Below are 17,113 nucleotides of genomic sequence, written 5' to 3'. Positions count from 1 at the left end.
TTTGTAAAGAAAAAGTTAGATTTTTTTATGAAAAAAGCTGCCAGTCTTATGGCAGCGGTAAAATTATTTTTGTAACGATTTATAATATTGTCCTTTTTCAACGTATTGTGTGCGGATACGTTCCATATCTTTACGGTCTTCTTCTGTTAATTCGCGAATGACCTTCGCAGGACGACCGAAAGCTAACGTATTAGGAGGGATTTTCTTTCCTTGTGAAACGAGACTTCCAGCACCGATGAAAGCTCCTTCACCAATTTCAGCACCATCTAATATGATAGATCCCATTCCAATTAAAGCATCTTTTTCAATTTTGCAGCTATGTAAAATAACTTGATGCCCAACTGTAACATCATCTTCTAAAATAAGAGGATACTGAGGGCTTTGGTGAAGCGTACATTGATCTTGCACATTTACTCTATTTCCAATCATCGTTGGTGATACATCACCACGAATGACTGTATTAAACCAAATACTAGATTCCTCACCAATTGTCACATCGCCTGTAATAGTAACATAGTCAGCGATAAAAGCACTACTCGCAATTTTCGGATTTTTTTCTTTGTAAGGATATATCATGTAAAGCCTTCCTTTCCTAGAGACTAATTTTAGTGTATCAAATTATGAAAAAGAGTGAAATGGAGGAGTTTCGTATGTGGAACTATGAAGCGGAAGAAGCGAAAGCCGTCATTATTATAGTGCATGGTGCTATGGAATATCACGGGCGTTATGAAGCAGTTGCAGAAATGTGGAATCATATCGGTTATCACGTCGTTATGGGAGATCTTCCAGCACACGGAACAACTTCAAGGAATAGAGGACATATCGATTCATTTGATGAATACATAGAAGAAATAAAGTTATGGGTGAAAGAAGCAAGAAAGTATAGATTGCCCATTTTTTTATTTGGTCATAGTATGGGAGGACTTGTCGTTATTCGTATGATGCAAGAAACGAAAAGAGAGGACATAGATGGAATCGTACTAAGCTCGCCTTGTTTAGGCGTATTAGCTGCACCTTCCGCTTCGCTTCGTGCAGCTTCGAAAATATTAAATGTTGTTGCCCCGAAGTTACAATTTGCAACAAATCTCACTGTAGAAATGTCAACTCGCAATCATGAAGTGAGAGATGCGATGGAAAATGATTCATTGTTCTTGCGCAAAGTATCAGTACGTTGGTATAGTGAGTTGATTAAGTCTATCGAGATTGCTCATGAGAAAATAGATGGGTTTCCAGATGTTCCGCTCTTGCTAATGCAGGCATGTGAGGATAAACTTGTAGATAAAACACGTGTCCGTACATGGTTTGATAATGTTAAAATTAGTGATAAGGCGTATAAAGAATGGCCTAATTGCTATCATGAGTTATTAAATGAGTATGAACGTGATGAAATTTTGAATTATATTCAGTCATTTACTGAAATGCATGTCAATAATATAGTAAAAACAAACAAATAAATCATTATTTGTATATTGAATAGAGGAGATGAAGGAAGAAGTGAACGTACCGAGTAATCCCATAACGCTCATGGCGAAAGTATACCGTGATGTGTTTCCGGTTGTACACCATGAGCTAGCGATGTGGAAAGAGCGTGCCTACCATATTCCGAATGACGAGCTTCATAGTCAGGCAATCGCAAGTATTGAGCATAAAACGTTTCATTGTGAGGGCGGTGGCATTTTAGCGTTATTGGCAAATGAACACCGAGAGGAATGTATTCGTTTTATCGTAGCGTATCAAACGATTAGTGACTACTTAGATAATTTATGTGATCGTAGTACATCACTTGATCCGAAAGACTTTGCGGCTCTTCATGAGTCGATGTTAACGGCGTTAAGTCCTGAAGTTGAAGGGGGCGGTAATTATTATCGTTACCGTGATGATCAAGATGATGGTGGTTATTTAGACGAACTTGTTGAAACATGCCAAGATGTTTTAAAGAAAACGAAGCATTATGAAAAAATTGCTCCTATTCTTCATGAGCTTGCTTGTTATTATTGTGATTTGCAAATTCATAAACATGTGAAATTAGAAGAAAGAGAATCACGTCTAAAAACATGGTTTGAAGCTCATAAAGAAAATTTACCACCGATGAGCTGGTTTGAATTTTCGGCGTGTGCAGGATCAACGTTAGGAATCTTTTGTCTTGTAGCATATGCATTTCATGATGAATTACATGACGAAGATATTGCGAAAATTAGACAAGGGTATTTCCCGTATGTACAAGGACTTCACATTTTACTTGATTATTTCATCGATCAAGAAGAAGACCGTATCGGTGGAGATTTGAATTTCTGTAGTTATTATGAAAACGAACAAGTAATATTAGAACGCATGAAGCACTTTGTAGAAAAAGCAGAAAAGAGCATTGGTGATTTGCCTCATGCGAAGTTTCATCGTCTTATTAGCCGAGGTTTACTTGGTATTTATTTATCAGATCAAAAAGTATCCGCTGAAAAGAATATGCAAAAAATGGCACGGCGCATTGTAAAGTACGGGGGACTGACTTCACGATTCTTCTATTGGAACGGGAAGATGTACCGAAAGAAAATGGCGCAGTGATGAAAAAAACCACTCAGGGAGAGTGGTTTTTTTATTATGATCGTATTTTTGAAAATACGTATATGAGAAGTTCAATTGTGAAGATAACTAAAACAGATAGTCCGAATAAAGGCATGACAGCGCCTAGTATAACCATCATGATAAAGAAAACGAATACGCTTTTCTTATCTCTTTGCTTTGGAGGTGCTGCTAATTTTCCTTTCGGTTTTCTTGCTAACCACATTTTTATTCCGTAATAAATGAGAAGTAATAAAGATAATGTCGTTAATAAGCATAATATTTTATTAGGCCATCCGAATAAATGTCCTTCATGAAGAGGGATACCGTAAGAGAACCATTTTGCAAATAATCCGTAGTCACGATAGTCTGTTTTTGAAATAAGCTCTCCACTATACTGATCAAAGTAGGCAGTAATTTCTTCATTCGGTGCTACGTGCATGCCTGTAATACCAGAACCACTCGATTTCGAAACAGTGAATACAGCTTTCGGATCAGCTGGTAGTGAAATAACATATGGCTTCTTTATTTGAATCCCTTTTTGTAACTCATCAACTGATATTCCTTTCTGTTCATTCGAGTTAGACTCAGGAGGAGTTTCCTGTCTTGTTGCCCATGGTAATTCTTTAAACTTTGATTCAGGTGGTGACATATATAACTTCGGATATCCGAGTGATTCATTTGACGTTGCGATTTTATAAATTTGATTGCCCATAAATCCTGACCAAGGTAATCCAGTTGCGACTAGCAGAACGAGAGGAATTGTAAATATAATACCGATAATAGAATGACGTCGTTTTGCTCGTTCGCGTTTATTGGATGATGGCGTGTTTTTAAATTGGCGTATACTCATATACAACCCAGTTACAATTAAAAAGATTGTCCAGCATGCAGAGAGTTCTACTAAATAATTGATAACTGTACCGCCGACTAAGAGGGAACTATGCAATTCACGCATAATATTGGCAAACGTTTCACTTGCGTTTTGATCCCCGACAATTTGATTGTTGCTATCTAAATACACATATTTTTGTGTTCCTGTATATTCATTTGCGATTGTGAGCCTCGTATTGTAATCTCCATTAAACTCACTAATTTTCGTCACATTATAATGTGGATACTTTTTCTCTGTTAATGAAATAGAATCAGCCATCGAAATAGATTCAGTTTGGGCGCTCTTCCCAAAATATAAATCTTTATAGATGAAATCTTCAACTTCCTCTCGAAATAAATACCCAATCCCGCTCAGTGACAAAGTAATAAGAAGCGGCGTAATAAAAAGCCCAGCATAAAAATGCCATCGCCAAAAAATGTAATGAAGCGAACGATTCAGTTTCATACTTCAGTTCCCCTAACCTTCCCTATATGAATAAATTACTTATTTAATATAGCGAGATTAAGTGTAATTACTTTGAAAGAATTGTGAAAAAAGTTAAAAGTTTTAGGGGAAGGATGGGTCGCTTGGTCGAATTTCGTCGGTAAATCGATATGTCAGGAAAATCGTTGATATATTTATCCCGCATTAACGGGCAGTAAGACTCCCACCTCAAAATTCGGAGAATGTGAGGAAGTTAGGTGGGAGATCAACTGCCCGTAAACGCCCGATTGGTTCAACTAATAATCAGTGGGGGATGGACAAAACCCCCACTGATTAAAGTTTCACTTTATCAGTGTGACATGCAATACTCGATGCACATCTTAGTTGAGCGGATAAGTTCCTCATTTCCTTTTTGTAACCGAATTTGAAGCGCCTTTTGAAAATAAGATAAGGCGGTATGTAAGTCGCCTTCATCTAACTTACTTTTTCCGTAATGTTGGTAGAGGAAATCCTCATAAGTAGGGAAGTTTGGCAGTGTGCTACAACTGTATCGACGAATGGTCCAGTTGATTTTGGACCCATTCCTGCTAGTATTCCAATCATTGTTTAATCCCCTTTAATATTGTATATATCCATTATATAGGAGAATAAGAAAAAGACGTGCAGTGAATGCACGTCTTTTTTTTGTTATGTTTTGTCGAAGAATCGATATATCGAAAAAATCGTTGATATCTTATCGCTTCTCAATCGCCACAATAAATGGCGGGTTATTTTGCTGGTTAATGAAGCCGTATCTTAGTACGTGAGCTTGTTTTTGGTCTAGTTCTTCTGCAAATTTGAGAACAGCGTCGCGTTCTACTTGTCCTTCTGGGTGTCCGTGGTAAATGACAAGGACAATGATACCTTCAGGTGCCATTACTTCTAATAGTTGTTCGATGGCCGAGATTGTTGAGTTTGGCTTTGTAACGATGTGCTTGTCACCGCCTGGGAGGTAACCTAAGTTGAAAATTGCTCCTGTTACTTTTCCTTTTGCATCTTCCGGTAGTACGGATAAGAGTGTATCGTGACTATTGTGAACTAAAACAGTACGTTCGAAAAGCTCTTTTTCTTTTAGGCGGATAGTGGAGCTTTCAATCGCTTCTTTTTGAATATCAAAGCCAAATACTTTTCCGTTATCTCCAACGATTTCAGCTAGGAAACAAGTGTCATGTCCATTTCCAAGTGTTGCATCTACTGCATAATCGCCTTCTTTAACAGCCGTTTGCAGCAGTGTGCGTGCAAACGGTAATACGCGTTCTAATTTCATTGTTGTTTCTCCTCATTTGCATATTTTCCTTGCCAGCTTCCGCGGCGTACAAATTCTGCATCGATGGAATTTAATACTTCCCATTTATTTAAGCTCCACATTGGGCCGATCATTAAATCGGGCGGACCGTCACCTGTGATGCGGTGCACAATTACGTCTTCAGGAATGATTTCAAGTTGATCGACAACGAGACTTACGTAATCTTCAAGTGAAAGGAATTCTAATTGTCCTTTTTCATATTGCTTCACCATGGGTGTTCCTTTTAATAAATGAAGCAAATGGATTTTAATTCCTTGTACGTCAAGCTTTGCTACTTCACGAGCTGTTTCCATCATCATGTCGTAATTTTCAAGTGGAAGACCGTTAATAATATGAGAGCAAACTCTAATGCCATGCTTGCGTAATTTATTAACACCTTCTACATAAGATGGATAATCGTGAGCACGATTAATAAGATTTGCAGTACGTTCATGAACAGTTTGTAGTCCGAGTTCAACCCAAAGGTATGTGCGTTTATTTAAGTCCGCTAAATATTCAACAACATCGTCAGGTAAGCAATCTGGACGAGTCGCAATAGAAAGACCGACAACGTCTTTTTCTGCTAGAAGCGGTTCGAATTTTTCTTTTAACACTTCAAGTGGCGCGTGAGTATTTGTGTACGCCTGGAAATAAGCGATACATTTTCCGTCTTTCCACTTTGAGCGCATTTTTTCTTTCATTTCATGATATTGCGTTATAACATCATCGCGGCGATCCCCAGCGAAGTCACCAGACCCAGCAGCACTACAAAATGTGCAGCCGCCGTAAGCGACTGTACCGTCACGGTTCGGGCAATCAAAGCCAGCATCTAATGAAACTTTAAAGATTTTCTCACCAAATTCATTTCGTAAGTGATAATTCCATGTATGATAACGTTTATTGTCGTTTGTATATGGAAAAGGGTTTTGAACCTTCATTACTTTCCCTCCTAAGACGAGTCAAAATGAAACAAAATCCATTATAACATACTCATAAGGTTCATATGGAAGGGACACACTAAAGGAGAATTGAAGCAAGGAGGGACAAGTATGGCAGAGCGTCAATCACTTGAATCGTATATTACACAAGCTGAACAAGCAGTGGAATATGCGAAAGAACAATTAGATCTTGGTATGAGACAAGAGCATTACAATACGATGGAGTATTCGGATGCTCAGTTGCAATTAGAACAAGCATATAATGACTTACAAACGATGCAGCAACATGCGAATGATGAGCAACGTGAGCAGTTAAATAGAGCACGTATGGCAATTCGCCAATTGCAACATCAAATGATTATTACACCGCACTAATAAGGAGTGAATGTAATGGCGAAACGTTCAGATCAAAATAACCCAGAGCAAAAAACGCAAAATGGACATAACGCTGAGTTTTCAAATGAACTTGATCCGATTGTTCAGGTGAAACAACGTAACAGTAAAAAAGGACAGCCTCAAAAATCAAAACAATCAGAGTAAACCAGGTCGCAGTATGACCTGGTTTTATTTTGCCCCGCTATTTGCGGGCAGTAAGACTCCTACCTCAAAAATCGGCGAATATGAGGTAGTTAGGTGGGAGTCGGGCTAATAATCAGTGGGGGATGAACAAAAAAACCACTGATAAAAGTTTCACTTTATTAGGTTAGTTTTTGTCGGTAAATCGATATATTTTAAAAATCGTTAATGAAGGAAATGAATTTGTTTTAAAAGGATAAAAAACTGAGCTTACACGCTCAGTTTTTTTTCTTACAAAAGTGTAAGGTAAATGTAATGTTAACAAATAGCAGTTCACCTCTAAAAAGCGCAAAATAGGTAATGGAAAGACAAGCGTAGGAGGATATATATGACGAAACCAGTTGTAGACGTGAAAAACGTTCAAAAAGTGTACGGTAAAAAAGGTGAGAACCAATCACATGCGTTAAAAGGTGTATCATTCTCAATTCAAGAGGGTGAGTTTGTTGGTATTATGGGACCATCTGGTTCTGGTAAAACGACATTATTAAATGTAATTTCAACGTTAGATAAAGCAACAGGCGGCGTTGTTGAAATTGCGGGTACGGACATTACGAAAATGAAGCAAGGTGAGCTTTCTGATTTCCGTTCGCAAAAATTAGGATTCATCTTCCAAGATTTTAACTTATTAGAGAACTTATCTATTTATGAAAACATTGCACTTCCACTTTCCCTTCAAGGTGTTCCGTCACGTAATATTGGCCCGAAAGTAGAAAAAGTAGCGGATATGTTAGGGATTTCGGAAATTCTTCAAAAGTATCCATCTGAAGTATCTGGTGGACAAAAACAGCGTTCAGCAGCAGCGCGTGCACTTGTGCATGAGCCGGCAATTATTTTAGGGGACGAGCCAACAGGAGCTCTTGATTCTAAAAATGCAGCAAGTTTACTTGATGCGATGACAAACTTAAATGAAGAACAAGGTGTATCAATTATGATGGTTACGCATGATCCATATAGTGCAAGTTACTGTCAACGTATTTTATTCATTCAAGATGGTGAGCTATATAAAGAAATTCACCGTGGTGGTACGCGTGAAGAGTTCTACAAAGAAATTTTAGATGTGCTTGCAGACATAGGCACACAAAAAGCGTAAGAAAGGAGGTCTAGGGCATGTTATTTAAACTTTCCATGTCAGGGCTAAAAAGTAAGCTGAAAGATTATATCGTCTTACTTGTTGGTCTTGTCATGTCCATTTCAATTTTTTATATGTTCCAAACATTAGCGTTAAACGAAGCCTTCCTTAAGGAAAATTCTACTATTGGCCAAATTGGATTTGTATTCCAAGCAGGTTCATTTTTACTAGCTATTATAACGTTCTTCTATATTTTGTATGCGAACTCTTTCTTACTATCTCTTCGTCAAAAAGAGTTTGGTATGTATATGATGTTAGGAGCAAAAAAGCATAAAGTTACATTACTTATGTTTATTGAAACAATCGTATTAGGTGCTGCGTCTCTTGCGATTGGTATTATAGTTGGTGTAGGACTTGCAGAAGGTATCGGACAGTTATTAATGAAACAATTAGAATTTGCTGGTAAAGGCTATAAAGCATTTTATTTACCATCAATGACTGTTACTTGCATCTTCTTCTTTGCACTATTTGTATTATCGGCAATTATGAACAGTATTAAATTATCACGTATTTCTGTACTGCAACTTGTACATGCAGACGCACAAACAGAACGTGTTGCGGTAAAAGGGAAAATGACAGGTGTAGTTGCAATTCTTGCGGTTATTTTATTAGGAATTGGCTATGCATCTATGATTTATATGGAAAAACTAAGAGAGATGGGCATTCTTATTGCATTAATTACAACAACAGCTGGTACTTACATGTTATTTGGATCACTTCTCCCAGTTATTATTAAAAAATTAAAGAGTAATAAAAAACGTAGTGAAAAAGGACTTAACGCTTTTACTTTTGCACAATTAAACTTCCGTATTAATAGTTTAACAAAAGTGCTTGCGACAGTAGCGATGTTAGTTGCTCTTGGAGCTGGTGCAATTTCAGGTGGTATGGCGTTTAAAAATAACGTTATAAAAATGGTTGATGGTTTAGTAATATACGATTCAGTTGTTCATAACCCTACAGCTGAAGAAAAGAAAATTCTAGACGGTATTCCATTTAAAGAGAAAAGTGAATATCGTTACAAAGTTGATGATAAATACGTTTATTATGTAAAAGAAGATTTAGAGAAAAATCGACCTTTAGTAAAAGATATGGAAAATATGAAGTCGATGAAGGATTTAGTGAATACGAAAAAAGTTTCAGAGGAACTACCAGTAGGTGCAGTTTCTAGAGAAATGAATGAAAAAGATGCGAATGCTAAAGAACTTCCAAAAGAATGGGTTGATGCTTTTAGTACAATCCATCCATATTATATATATGAAGATCATGCAATTAAAATTGTAGATCAAAAAATGTACGATGGGATAAATGGTAAAGAAAGTATAGCATTTATCGGAAAAACAGATGATTTTGTAGCATATACAAAAGAATGGAAAAAACTTGACGAGTTGCAGCTAGTTAAATATAAAAATGTAAAAGCTGAGCAAATGAGCAGTAAATATCAGGCGTACGATATGTTCTATGGCGTTGCGAGTGGAACAGTGTTTATGGGCTTCTTCCTTGGAATTGCTTTCTTAGCGATGATGGCAAGTTGCTTAATGTTTAAAATTCTTTCTGGTGCATCAAAAGATATTACACGTTATCAAATGCTTCGTAAAATCGGGGTGCGCCGTGAATTATTAACGAAATCAATTTATAAAGAGTTATTCTTAGTATTCTTATTCCCGGCGATTATAGGTATCGCCCACGTATTAGTTGGTATGAATATTTTCGGATTTATTTTAATCGATCCGTACTTCCGTATTTGGGTACCAATCGTAATTTTCGTAGTTATTTACACGATTTATTACTTCATTACAGTTCAATTGTATAAAGGAATTGTTCTTCCTAAGGAAGATTAATAAAAAACCGAGCGAAACTGCTCGGTTTTTATTATTTTCAGAAAAAATACTTTGATGTTACTAAAATATCTAATATTATACAAATAAGTAACATAATATAAGAGTATCATCAGCTGGGAAATGAAAGGAGGAATCCGATCTGTAGAAAGAAGCTGAACTTTTATCCCCCCATTTCTTTTCTAACCACACCGTATTTGTACAATCGTAAATTTCAAAATGAAAAATTGTCGGGACCTCAGCAGTATATTGTAAAAATAATGGATAATACATGGAAATCTCATAGCGTGATAAGGTAAAATGAACAGGATAATGAGAAAATTACCGTTCATAAGATGAGGAGAATACATGTATGGAAGTTGTAGAGGCATTAAAAGATATAAATCAAATTGAGGCTATGAAAAAGTATTTAAAAGAGCACTCACAGCGAGATTATCTTTTATTTGTTATTGGGATTAACACAGGATTAAAAATTACAGAACTACTTAGCATGAAATTTGAAGATGTATTAAATGAAGATGGGACTGTTAAAGATTTTTATTCTCTTCCTGTGAAAGATGAAAAATTTAAACAAGATATTTATTTAAATACAAAGGTAAAAGAAGCACTTTTAGAGTACGTACAATCTTTTGATGCTCAAAGGGAGAACTACGTATTTCAATCTAATAAAACGACAAATTCAATTACGCGCCAACAAGCATATCGTGTGATTCATCGTGCTGCGGAAGCGGTTGGGATTGTTGGAAAGATTGGAACGAACTCAATGAGAAAAACATTTGGGTTTCACGCGTACAAAAGAGGAATAGCGATTGCGTTGTTGCAAAAACATTTCCATCACGCGACTCCATCAGAGACGCTCAAGTATTTAGGTATCTCAAAGGATGAGAAGTTTAAAACGGAGATTGATGTAGATTTATAAAAGCCGTAACTAAACAACTTTAGGAGGCGGAAAATATGAATATTAGAGAAAGTGAACTACCGGGTATTGGATGTAAGTTTGAAGTAATCACAAAAGGTAATGAAAAAATGGTTATTGTTATTCATGATGATGGTCGAAGAGAAATGTATCATTTTGATGCTGATCATGAGGAGAGTATTTCAAGCATTTCCCTTCGCGATTCTGAAGCGAGACAAATTGCGGCTATATTAGGTGGAATGGTATATAGACCACAAGCTTTAGACACGATTGAGATGGCTTTAATCCGTTTTCATTAGGTGGGGCTGTTTGGTTAACGTTAGGAGCAGTACTCATAACTGTCATTGGTAATTTTACAGCTGGAATGATTGCTGGACGTAAAGCGGGTTTATCGCATAAGGCTTCCACGAATATTGGAATTGCTGGTGGCTTAATGGCAACGATTAAACCGTTCTCAGCCTTATATGTTTTAATATTGGCATCGTTAGGACCTTTGTTAACGAAAGAATTTGGGAGGATATACTCCTTACTAGATAAAATCTTTAAATGGAGCTCTAAAGAAAGTGCAAAACGTAAAAAAGAAGTTGGATAATCTAAAATAAGAGGAGATTGTATTAACTTAATACAACCTCCTCTTATTTTATGTAGATTGTTACCGCTGTCGCTTTTTGTCGGTAAATCGATATAATTGGAAAATCACTGATATATTTTAAGTTGCGGTCGATATAATTGGGAAATCGCCGATATATTTCGAGTTGCGGTCGATATATTTAAAAAATCGCTGATATATTTTAATGGGCAATCGATATAATTTCATATACTAACGTCCTATTATCTGAATTTCATCAACTATTAATCAGTTGCCTTCCTATTTAAAAACGACTACAATTTTACTGTTATATATGAACGAAAAAAATAGAATAGGAGGGGAAACTATGCCAAGGAAAGTATGGCTATTAGTAGCTGGGATGATTATTAATGTCACGGGTGCTTCTTTTTTATGGCCTTTTAATACAATTTATTTGCATGATCATCTAGGAAAATCTTTATCAGTGGCTGGAATGGTATTAATGATTAACTCGCTTACTGGTGTAATCGGAAACTTGCTCGGCGGTGTTTTATTTGATAAATGGGGCGGTTATAAATCAACTTTAGTAGGGATTGTTATTACACTCGTATCAATTTTAGGTCTTGTGTTCTTCCACGGTTGGCCTTTATATGTTGTATGGCTAGCGTTAATCGGCTTTGGCTCTGGAATGGTCTTCCCATCGATGTATGCGATGGTTGGCACGGTTTGGCCAGAAGGCGGAAGACGAGCGTTTAATGCGATGTATGTTGGACAAAATGTTGGTATTGCAATCGGAACAGCGTGTGGTGGTTTAGTTGCGTCTTATCGTTTTGATTATATTTTCTTAGCGAACTTTATTTTATACTTTGTTTTCTTCTTAATTGCTTTTATTGGATTCCGTGGTATGGAAGACAAAAAAGAGCCAGGAGTGCAAAAAGAAATCGAAACGAAAAAAGGCTGGTCACTTACACCAGGCTTCAAAGCACTTCTTATTGTATGTGTAGCATATGCTTTATGCTGGGTTACATACGTACAGTGGCAAGGAGCGATTGCAACACATATGCAGGAATTAAATATTAGCCTTCGTCACTATAGTTTATTATGGACGATAAACGGAGCGATGATTGTTTGTGCGCAGCCACTCGTTAGCATGCTAATTCGCTGGATGAAGCGTTCTTTAAAACAACAAATTATGATTGGAATCGTCATTTTTGCGGCGTCATTCATTGTGTTAAGTCAAGCGCAGCAATTTACGATGTTCCTCGTTGCGATGGTGACATTAACGATTGGTGAATTATTCGTATGGCCGGCAGTTCCGACCATTGCAAATATACTTGCACCGAAAGATAAATTAGGGTTTTATCAAGGTGTTGTAAATAGCGCGGCGACTGTAGGTAAAATGTTCGGACCGGTCGTTGGTGGGGCAATTGTTGATTTATACAATATGGAAGTATTGTTTATAGCGATCATGGTAATGCTTGTAGTAGCGCTTATTGCAACGAGCATTTATGATAAACGAGTAAAAGTAGAAGAAACAGTTGAAGAAAAAATTGCAGTTTAGTTTGACGGAACATGTAACATGTTTTAGAATATATTTAATTAACTCATACTTGTAATAACAGTGAGAAGGAGTAGTAGTAATAGAAGCTGGTTTAGAGAGTTGACGGTCGGTGCAAGTCAATCCACGTTTCGTTATGAACTCGCCTTTGAGTTGCAGTTGTGAAACTAATAGTAGCAATTGCCGTTAATCCACGTTACGGATCTAAGCGAATGTATATTTTTACATTAATTTAGGGTGGTACCGCGGGAATCTATAACCTCTCGTCCCTTTCTAGGGATGAGAGGTTTTTTGTATTTTGGGCGGTGAAAATAAATAGAATTTCAAGGAGGGTATCTCATGAGCTTTAATCATCAAGAAATTGAGAAGAAGTGGCAAGGGTACTGGGAAGAGAATAAAACATTCCGTACGCCAGATGAGACAGAAAAACCAAAATTTTATGCACTAGATATGTTCCCATATCCATCAGGTGCAGGCTTACACGTAGGACATCCAGAAGGTTATACAGCGACAGATATTTTATCTCGTATGAAGCGTATGCAAGGATATAACGTTCTTCATCCAATGGGATGGGATGCATTCGGTCTTCCAGCAGAGCAATATGCACTTGATACTGGAAACAGCCCAGCAGAATTTACAGAGCATAATATTAATACATTCCGTAATCAAATTAAATCATTAGGTTTCTCTTACGATTGGGACCGTGAAGTAAATACAACAGATCCAAACTACTACAAGTGGACACAATGGATCTTCTTAAAACTATTTGAAAAAGGCTTAGCTTACGTTGATGAAGTACCTGTAAACTGGTGCCCAGCACTTGGTACAGTACTTGCAAACGAAGAAATAATTGACGGTAAGAGCGAGCGCGGTGGACATCCAGTTGAGCGTCGTCCGATGAGACAGTGGATGTTAAAAATTACAGCTTACGGAGATCGTCTATTAGAAGATCTAGATGAGCTTGATTGGCCAGAAAGCTTAAAAGACATGCAACGTAACTGGATCGGTCGTTCTGAAGGTGCAGAAGTACACTTCAACATCGATGGTACAGATGAGAAATTCACAGTTTTCACAACGCGTCCTGATACACTATTTGGCGCAAGCTACTGTGTACTTGCTCCAGAGCATGCACTTGTTGCTGACATTACAACAGCAGAACAAAAAGAAGCTGTAGAAGCTTACATTAATTCTGTAAAAATGAAGAGTGACCTAGAGCGTACAGAACTTGCGAAAGAGAAAACTGGTGTATTCACTGGTGCTTATGCAGTTAACCCAGTAAATGGTGAGAAATTACCAATCTGGATTGCTGACTATGTTCTTGCAACTTACGGAACAGGTGCTGTAATGGCAGTTCCAGCTCATGATGAGCGTGATTATGAATTCGCATCAACGTTCAATCTTCCAATGAAGGAAGTTGTAAAAGGCGGAGACATTTCGAAAGAAGCATATACAGGTGATGGCGCTCACGTAAACTCAGCATTCCTTGACGGGTTAAATAAAGAAGAAGCAATTGTAAAAATGATTGAATGGCTTGAAGTAACAAGCGCAGGAAATCAAAAAGTAACGTACCGTCTACGTGACTGGTTATTTAGTCGTCAACGTTACTGGGGCGAGCCAATTCCAGTAATCCATTGGGAAGATGGTACAATGACAGCTGTGAAAGAAGAAGAATTACCACTAGTTCTTCCGAAAACAGAAAACATCCGTCCATCTGGTACAGGTGAATCACCACTTGCAAACATTGACGAATGGGTAAATGTTGTTGATCCTGAAACTGGTAAAAAGGGTCGTCGTGAAACAAACACAATGCCACAATGGGCTGGTAGCTGCTGGTACTACCTACGCTACATCGATCCAAACAACAGTGAAGCACTTGTAGATCCTGAAAAAGTAAAACAATGGCTTCCAGTTGATATTTATATTGGCGGAGCGGAGCATGCTGTACTTCACTTACTATATGCTCGTTTCTGGCATAAAGTATTATACGATATCGGCGTGGTTCCAACGAAAGAGCCATTCCAACAATTATTCAACCAAGGTATGATCTTAGGTGAAAACAACGAGAAAATGAGTAAATCAAAAGGTAACGTTGTAAATCCTGATGATATCGTAGCAAGCCATGGTGCAGATACACTTCGTCTATACGAAATGTTCATGGGACCATTAGATGCTTCAATCGCTTGGTCTGAAAATGGTCTTGACGGAGCTCGTCGTTTCCTAGACCGCGTATGGCGTCTATTCGTTCAAGATAACGGTGAATTAAGTGAGAAAATTACTGATGCACCAAACAAAGAGCTTGAAAAAGCTTACCACCAAACAGTGAAGAAAGTAACAGAAGACTATGCAGAGCTTCGCTTCAACACAGCGATTTCTCAAATGATGGTATTCATCAACGATGCATACAAAGCTGAAACACTTCCGAAAGAATATGTAGAAGGTTTCGTGAAAATGATTGCACCAGTTGCACCTCATATCGGGGAAGAACTATGGAGCAAACTTGGATACAATGAAACAATCACATATGCAAGCTGGCCAACATTTGATGAGTCTAAACTTGTAGAAGATGAAGTTGAAATCGTTGTTCAAATTATGGGCAAAGTTCGTGCAAAACTAACAATGAAAAAAGACGCATCAAAAGAAGAAATGGAACAACTTGCACTTGAAGCAATTAAAGAACAAATCGAAGGAAAAACAGTTCGTAAAGTAATTGTAGTTCCTGGAAAACTTGTTAACGTTGTTGCAAACTAATTGATTTTAAATAAAAGCTCAGAGCGTTTATGCCCTGAGCTTTTTTGTGTAGAAAATAAACTCTGGATCACCTTCATCTAAGTTTTCAATCATTCCACTACGTATAAATCCGTTCGCTTGAAAAATTTTTTGCATATTTTCATTAGATTTGTTCGTTGAAGAAAATATTTTTTGAGTAGGAGAATGGCTTAACATATATGAGATTAATGAGCTTGCATGACCTTTTCTTCTTTTAGTTGGCGAAATAATTATTAATGAGAGGAAAGTATAACCAAAAAAATTTGTATCGTATGTTAGAAAACCAGAAATGGAATTGCCCTCTTTTACAATTATGCATTGTCCTTCATTAATAGCGTGTTTAATATAATTTCTTCTACTATCGTCTCCGATTATTTCGATATCTATATGTACGATTGAGTCTAAATCGTTGATTGAAGCTTTTGTTACGTTCTCCAATGGAAATGCCCCCTTTTTTTATAAGGAAAGAATAATCAGTCAATTAATCCTATCATGAATGAATAGCGAAGAAAAAGGTGCGGAATTCCTATACAGACAAACACCTATTCTTCTATAGGAAATATGATAAAAAAGGTAGGCTAAATTGAGTAGAAGAGGTGAAAGGAATGAAAGGGATGGACAATAATGCACCACATGGCTTCTTCGGAGGCGAATCGGACAGTTATGCACAAATGATGTTAATGGGTGGAGCAGGGCAACAAGGATACGGTGGAATGCCGAGCTGGATGGGTGGAGCAGCTGGAGGAAATCAAGCATCAATGGCTGGCATGCAAACTGGAATGCCAACATTAACAGGAGGAATGCCGACATCAGTGGCTGGCATGCAAACTGGAATGCCAACATTAACAGGAGGAAATCAAGCATCAATGGCTGGCATGCAAACTGGAATGCCAACATTAACAGGAGGAATGCCGGCATCAATGGCTGGCATGCAAACTGGAATGCCAACATTAACAGGAGGAATGCCGACATCAATGGCTGGCATGCAAACTGGAATGCCAACATTAGCAGGAGGAATGCCGACATCAGTAGCCGGCGCACAAACTGGAATTCCAGTAGGAGTACCAACTACATTCCCTTCTTTCGTTGGAGGAGTGCAGACAGGATTCCCTGTACCAGGAGTAGGTGTTGTGGCAGGAGGAGTAGGTGGTCATCCACAAGTTGTTCATGGTCAACATCATCACCATGATCACCACGGACACCACGGTCATCCTCAACACCATGGTCAACATCAACACCACGGTCACCATGGCCATCATCAACAACAAGTACATCACCACGGACACCACCAAATGCATCCGCAGGCTGTCCATTATCAAACTCATCAAGCTCATCATCATGGTCACCACGGTCAACATCATCACCATGGTCAACATCACCACCATGGTCAACATCAACACCACGGTCAACATCAGCAACAAGTACATCACCAAGGCCATCATCAAGTTCATCCGCAGGCTGTCCATTATCAAACTCACCAAGTTCAACACCACGGCCAACATCAACACCACGGCCAGCATCAACACCACGGCCAACATCAACACCATGGCCATCAGCAACACCACGGTCAACAGCAACACCACGGTCAACAGCAACACCACGGTCAACAGCAACACCACGGTCAACAGC

Annotated in this window: 15 protein-coding genes, 4 pseudogenes and 1 other annotated feature; of the genes and pseudogenes, 12 read left to right on the top strand and 7 right to left on the bottom strand. The window is 37.9% G+C overall.

Annotated features, from left to right (window positions below):
• Window positions 1-63 precede the first annotated feature (63 nt).
• The gene (locus BAU28_RS06925; protein WP_002173875.1) at window positions 64-576 is read right to left on the bottom strand and encodes a gamma carbonic anhydrase; all 513 of its coding nucleotides are present in this window, start codon (window positions 574-576) and stop codon (window positions 64-66) included.
• 74 nt (window positions 577-650) lie between these two features.
• On the opposite strand from BAU28_RS06925, the gene BAU28_RS06920 reads away from it, so the two are divergent.
• Window positions 651-1,454, top strand: a complete 804-nt coding sequence (locus tag BAU28_RS06920; protein WP_071718142.1) for an alpha/beta hydrolase — start codon at window positions 651-653, stop codon at window positions 1,452-1,454.
• A gap of 40 nt (window positions 1,455-1,494) precedes the next feature.
• On the top strand, window positions 1,495-2,559 hold the full coding sequence (locus tag BAU28_RS06915) for a tetraprenyl-beta-curcumene synthase family protein (RefSeq protein WP_071718141.1): 1,065 nt from the start codon (window positions 1,495-1,497) through the stop codon (window positions 2,557-2,559).
• Between the two features lie 34 nt (window positions 2,560-2,593).
• Here the strand turns inward: BAU28_RS06915 and BAU28_RS06910 are convergent, their stop codons facing one another.
• The 5 genes and pseudogenes from BAU28_RS06910 to mnmL all read right to left on the bottom strand — a co-directional run bounded on the left by BAU28_RS06910 (window position 2,594) and on the right by mnmL (window position 6,136).
• Window positions 2,594-3,895: a PepSY-associated TM helix domain-containing protein gene (locus tag BAU28_RS06910; RefSeq protein ID WP_071718140.1), complete on the bottom strand. Its 1,302-nt coding sequence runs from the start codon at window positions 3,893-3,895 to the stop codon at window positions 2,594-2,596.
• 328 nt (window positions 3,896-4,223) lie between these two features.
• Window positions 4,224-4,412: pseudogene (locus BAU28_RS30860) on the bottom strand (hypothetical protein); the annotation flags it as partial.
• Window positions 4,400-4,477 (bottom strand): annotated as a pseudogene (locus BAU28_RS29720) (amino-acid racemase); the annotation flags it as partial. The pseudogenes BAU28_RS29720 and BAU28_RS30860, both read right to left, overlap by 13 nt.
• A gap of 130 nt (window positions 4,478-4,607) precedes the next feature.
• Window positions 4,608-5,180 carry a tRNA 5-(aminomethyl)-2-thiouridylate-methyltransferase MnmM gene (mnmM, locus tag BAU28_RS06900; RefSeq protein WP_071718139.1) on the bottom strand — a complete coding sequence of 191 codons (573 nt, stop codon included), beginning with the start codon at window positions 5,178-5,180 and terminating at the stop codon, window positions 4,608-4,610.
• Complete coding sequence (mnmL, locus tag BAU28_RS06895; RefSeq protein ID WP_002173869.1) at window positions 5,177-6,136, bottom strand: tRNA modification radical SAM protein MnmL/YtqA; 960 nt, start codon at window positions 6,134-6,136, stop codon at window positions 5,177-5,179. Before mnmL ends, mnmM begins: the two co-directional genes overlap by 4 nt.
• A gap of 111 nt (window positions 6,137-6,247) precedes the next feature.
• Between mnmL and BAU28_RS06890 the strand changes: the two genes are divergently transcribed.
• The 9 genes and pseudogenes from BAU28_RS06890 to leuS all read left to right on the top strand — a co-directional run bounded on the left by BAU28_RS06890 (window position 6,248) and on the right by leuS (window position 15,466).
• On the top strand, window positions 6,248-6,511 hold the full coding sequence (locus tag BAU28_RS06890) for a YtzC family protein (RefSeq protein WP_000840865.1): 264 nt from the start codon (window positions 6,248-6,250) through the stop codon (window positions 6,509-6,511).
• A 15-nt stretch (window positions 6,512-6,526) separates the two neighbouring features.
• Window positions 6,527-6,676: a hypothetical protein gene (locus BAU28_RS06885; RefSeq protein WP_001129340.1), complete on the top strand. Its 150-nt coding sequence runs from the start codon at window positions 6,527-6,529 to the stop codon at window positions 6,674-6,676.
• Window positions 6,677-7,040: 364 nt separating this feature from the next.
• Entirely contained in the window at window positions 7,041-7,802 is a 762-nt protein-coding gene (locus tag BAU28_RS06880) for an ABC transporter ATP-binding protein (protein ID WP_002173867.1), read from the top strand.
• 17 nt (window positions 7,803-7,819) lie between these two features.
• Window positions 7,820-9,679, top strand: coding sequence for an FtsX-like permease family protein (locus BAU28_RS06875; RefSeq protein ID WP_071718138.1), 1,860 nt, complete (start codon window positions 7,820-7,822; stop codon window positions 9,677-9,679).
• Between the two features lie 349 nt (window positions 9,680-10,028).
• Complete coding sequence (locus BAU28_RS06865; RefSeq protein ID WP_002173865.1) at window positions 10,029-10,595, top strand: tyrosine-type recombinase/integrase; 567 nt, start codon at window positions 10,029-10,031, stop codon at window positions 10,593-10,595.
• A 35-nt stretch (window positions 10,596-10,630) separates the two neighbouring features.
• A pseudogene (locus tag BAU28_RS06860) lies at window positions 10,631-10,873 on the top strand (cation:proton antiporter regulatory subunit); the annotation flags it as partial.
• Window positions 10,874-10,875: 2 nt separating this feature from the next.
• Window positions 10,876-11,184: pseudogene (locus BAU28_RS06855) on the top strand (cation/H(+) antiporter); the annotation flags it as partial.
• A 343-nt stretch (window positions 11,185-11,527) separates the two neighbouring features.
• Window positions 11,528-12,721 carry an MDR family MFS transporter gene (locus BAU28_RS06850; protein ID WP_025148914.1) on the top strand — a complete coding sequence of 398 codons (1,194 nt, stop codon included), beginning with the start codon at window positions 11,528-11,530 and terminating at the stop codon, window positions 12,719-12,721.
• A gap of 51 nt (window positions 12,722-12,772) precedes the next feature.
• Window positions 12,773-12,992 (top strand) — a binding site (T-box leader).
• A gap of 65 nt (window positions 12,993-13,057) precedes the next feature.
• Window positions 13,058-15,466, top strand: coding sequence for a leucine--tRNA ligase (gene leuS / locus BAU28_RS06845; protein WP_071718136.1), 2,409 nt, complete (start codon window positions 13,058-13,060; stop codon window positions 15,464-15,466).
• Between the two features lie 27 nt (window positions 15,467-15,493).
• On the opposite strand, the gene BAU28_RS06840 is transcribed toward leuS, so the two are convergent.
• Entirely contained in the window at window positions 15,494-15,922 is a 429-nt protein-coding gene (locus tag BAU28_RS06840) for a GNAT family N-acetyltransferase (RefSeq protein ID WP_071718135.1), read from the bottom strand.
• 167 nt (window positions 15,923-16,089) lie between these two features.
• Here BAU28_RS06840 and BAU28_RS29055 point away from each other — a divergent pair.
• Window positions 16,090-17,113: hypothetical protein (locus BAU28_RS29055; RefSeq protein ID WP_083594582.1), on the top strand; the 1,024-nt coding region annotated here is incomplete at its 3' end.

Source organism: Bacillus paramycoides, from assembly GCF_001884235.1.
Lineage (GTDB): Bacteria > Bacillota > Bacilli > Bacillales > Bacillaceae_G > Bacillus_A > Bacillus_A paramycoides.
This window is presented reverse-complemented; position numbering and strand designations above follow the sequence as displayed.

Excerpts from the sequence above, each read along its gene's own strand:
- BAU28_RS06910 (WP_071718140.1), bottom strand. The coding sequence starts at position 3,895 with ATGAAACTGAATCGTTCGCTTCATTACATTTTTTGGCGATGGCATTTT.
- BAU28_RS06920 (WP_071718142.1), top strand. The coding sequence starts at position 651 with ATGTGGAACTATGAAGCGGAAGAAGCGAAAGCCGTCATTATTATAGTG.
- BAU28_RS06925 (WP_002173875.1), bottom strand. The coding sequence starts at position 576 with ATGATATATCCTTACAAAGAAAAAAATCCGAAAATTGCGAGTAGTGCT.
- BAU28_RS06865 (WP_002173865.1), top strand. The coding sequence starts at position 10,029 with ATGGAAGTTGTAGAGGCATTAAAAGATATAAATCAAATTGAGGCTATG.
- BAU28_RS06880 (WP_002173867.1), top strand. The coding sequence starts at position 7,041 with ATGACGAAACCAGTTGTAGACGTGAAAAACGTTCAAAAAGTGTACGGT.
- BAU28_RS06875 (WP_071718138.1), top strand. The coding sequence starts at position 7,820 with ATGTTATTTAAACTTTCCATGTCAGGGCTAAAAAGTAAGCTGAAAGAT.
- BAU28_RS06885 (WP_001129340.1), top strand. The coding sequence starts at position 6,527 with ATGGCGAAACGTTCAGATCAAAATAACCCAGAGCAAAAAACGCAAAAT.
- mnmL (WP_002173869.1), bottom strand. The coding sequence starts at position 6,136 with ATGAAGGTTCAAAACCCTTTTCCATATACAAACGACAATAAACGTTAT.
- BAU28_RS06850 (WP_025148914.1), top strand. The coding sequence starts at position 11,528 with ATGCCAAGGAAAGTATGGCTATTAGTAGCTGGGATGATTATTAATGTC.
- mnmM (WP_071718139.1), bottom strand. The coding sequence starts at position 5,180 with ATGAAATTAGAACGCGTATTACCGTTTGCACGCACACTGCTGCAAACG.
- BAU28_RS06890 (WP_000840865.1), top strand. The coding sequence starts at position 6,248 with ATGGCAGAGCGTCAATCACTTGAATCGTATATTACACAAGCTGAACAA.
- leuS (WP_071718136.1), top strand. The coding sequence starts at position 13,058 with ATGAGCTTTAATCATCAAGAAATTGAGAAGAAGTGGCAAGGGTACTGG.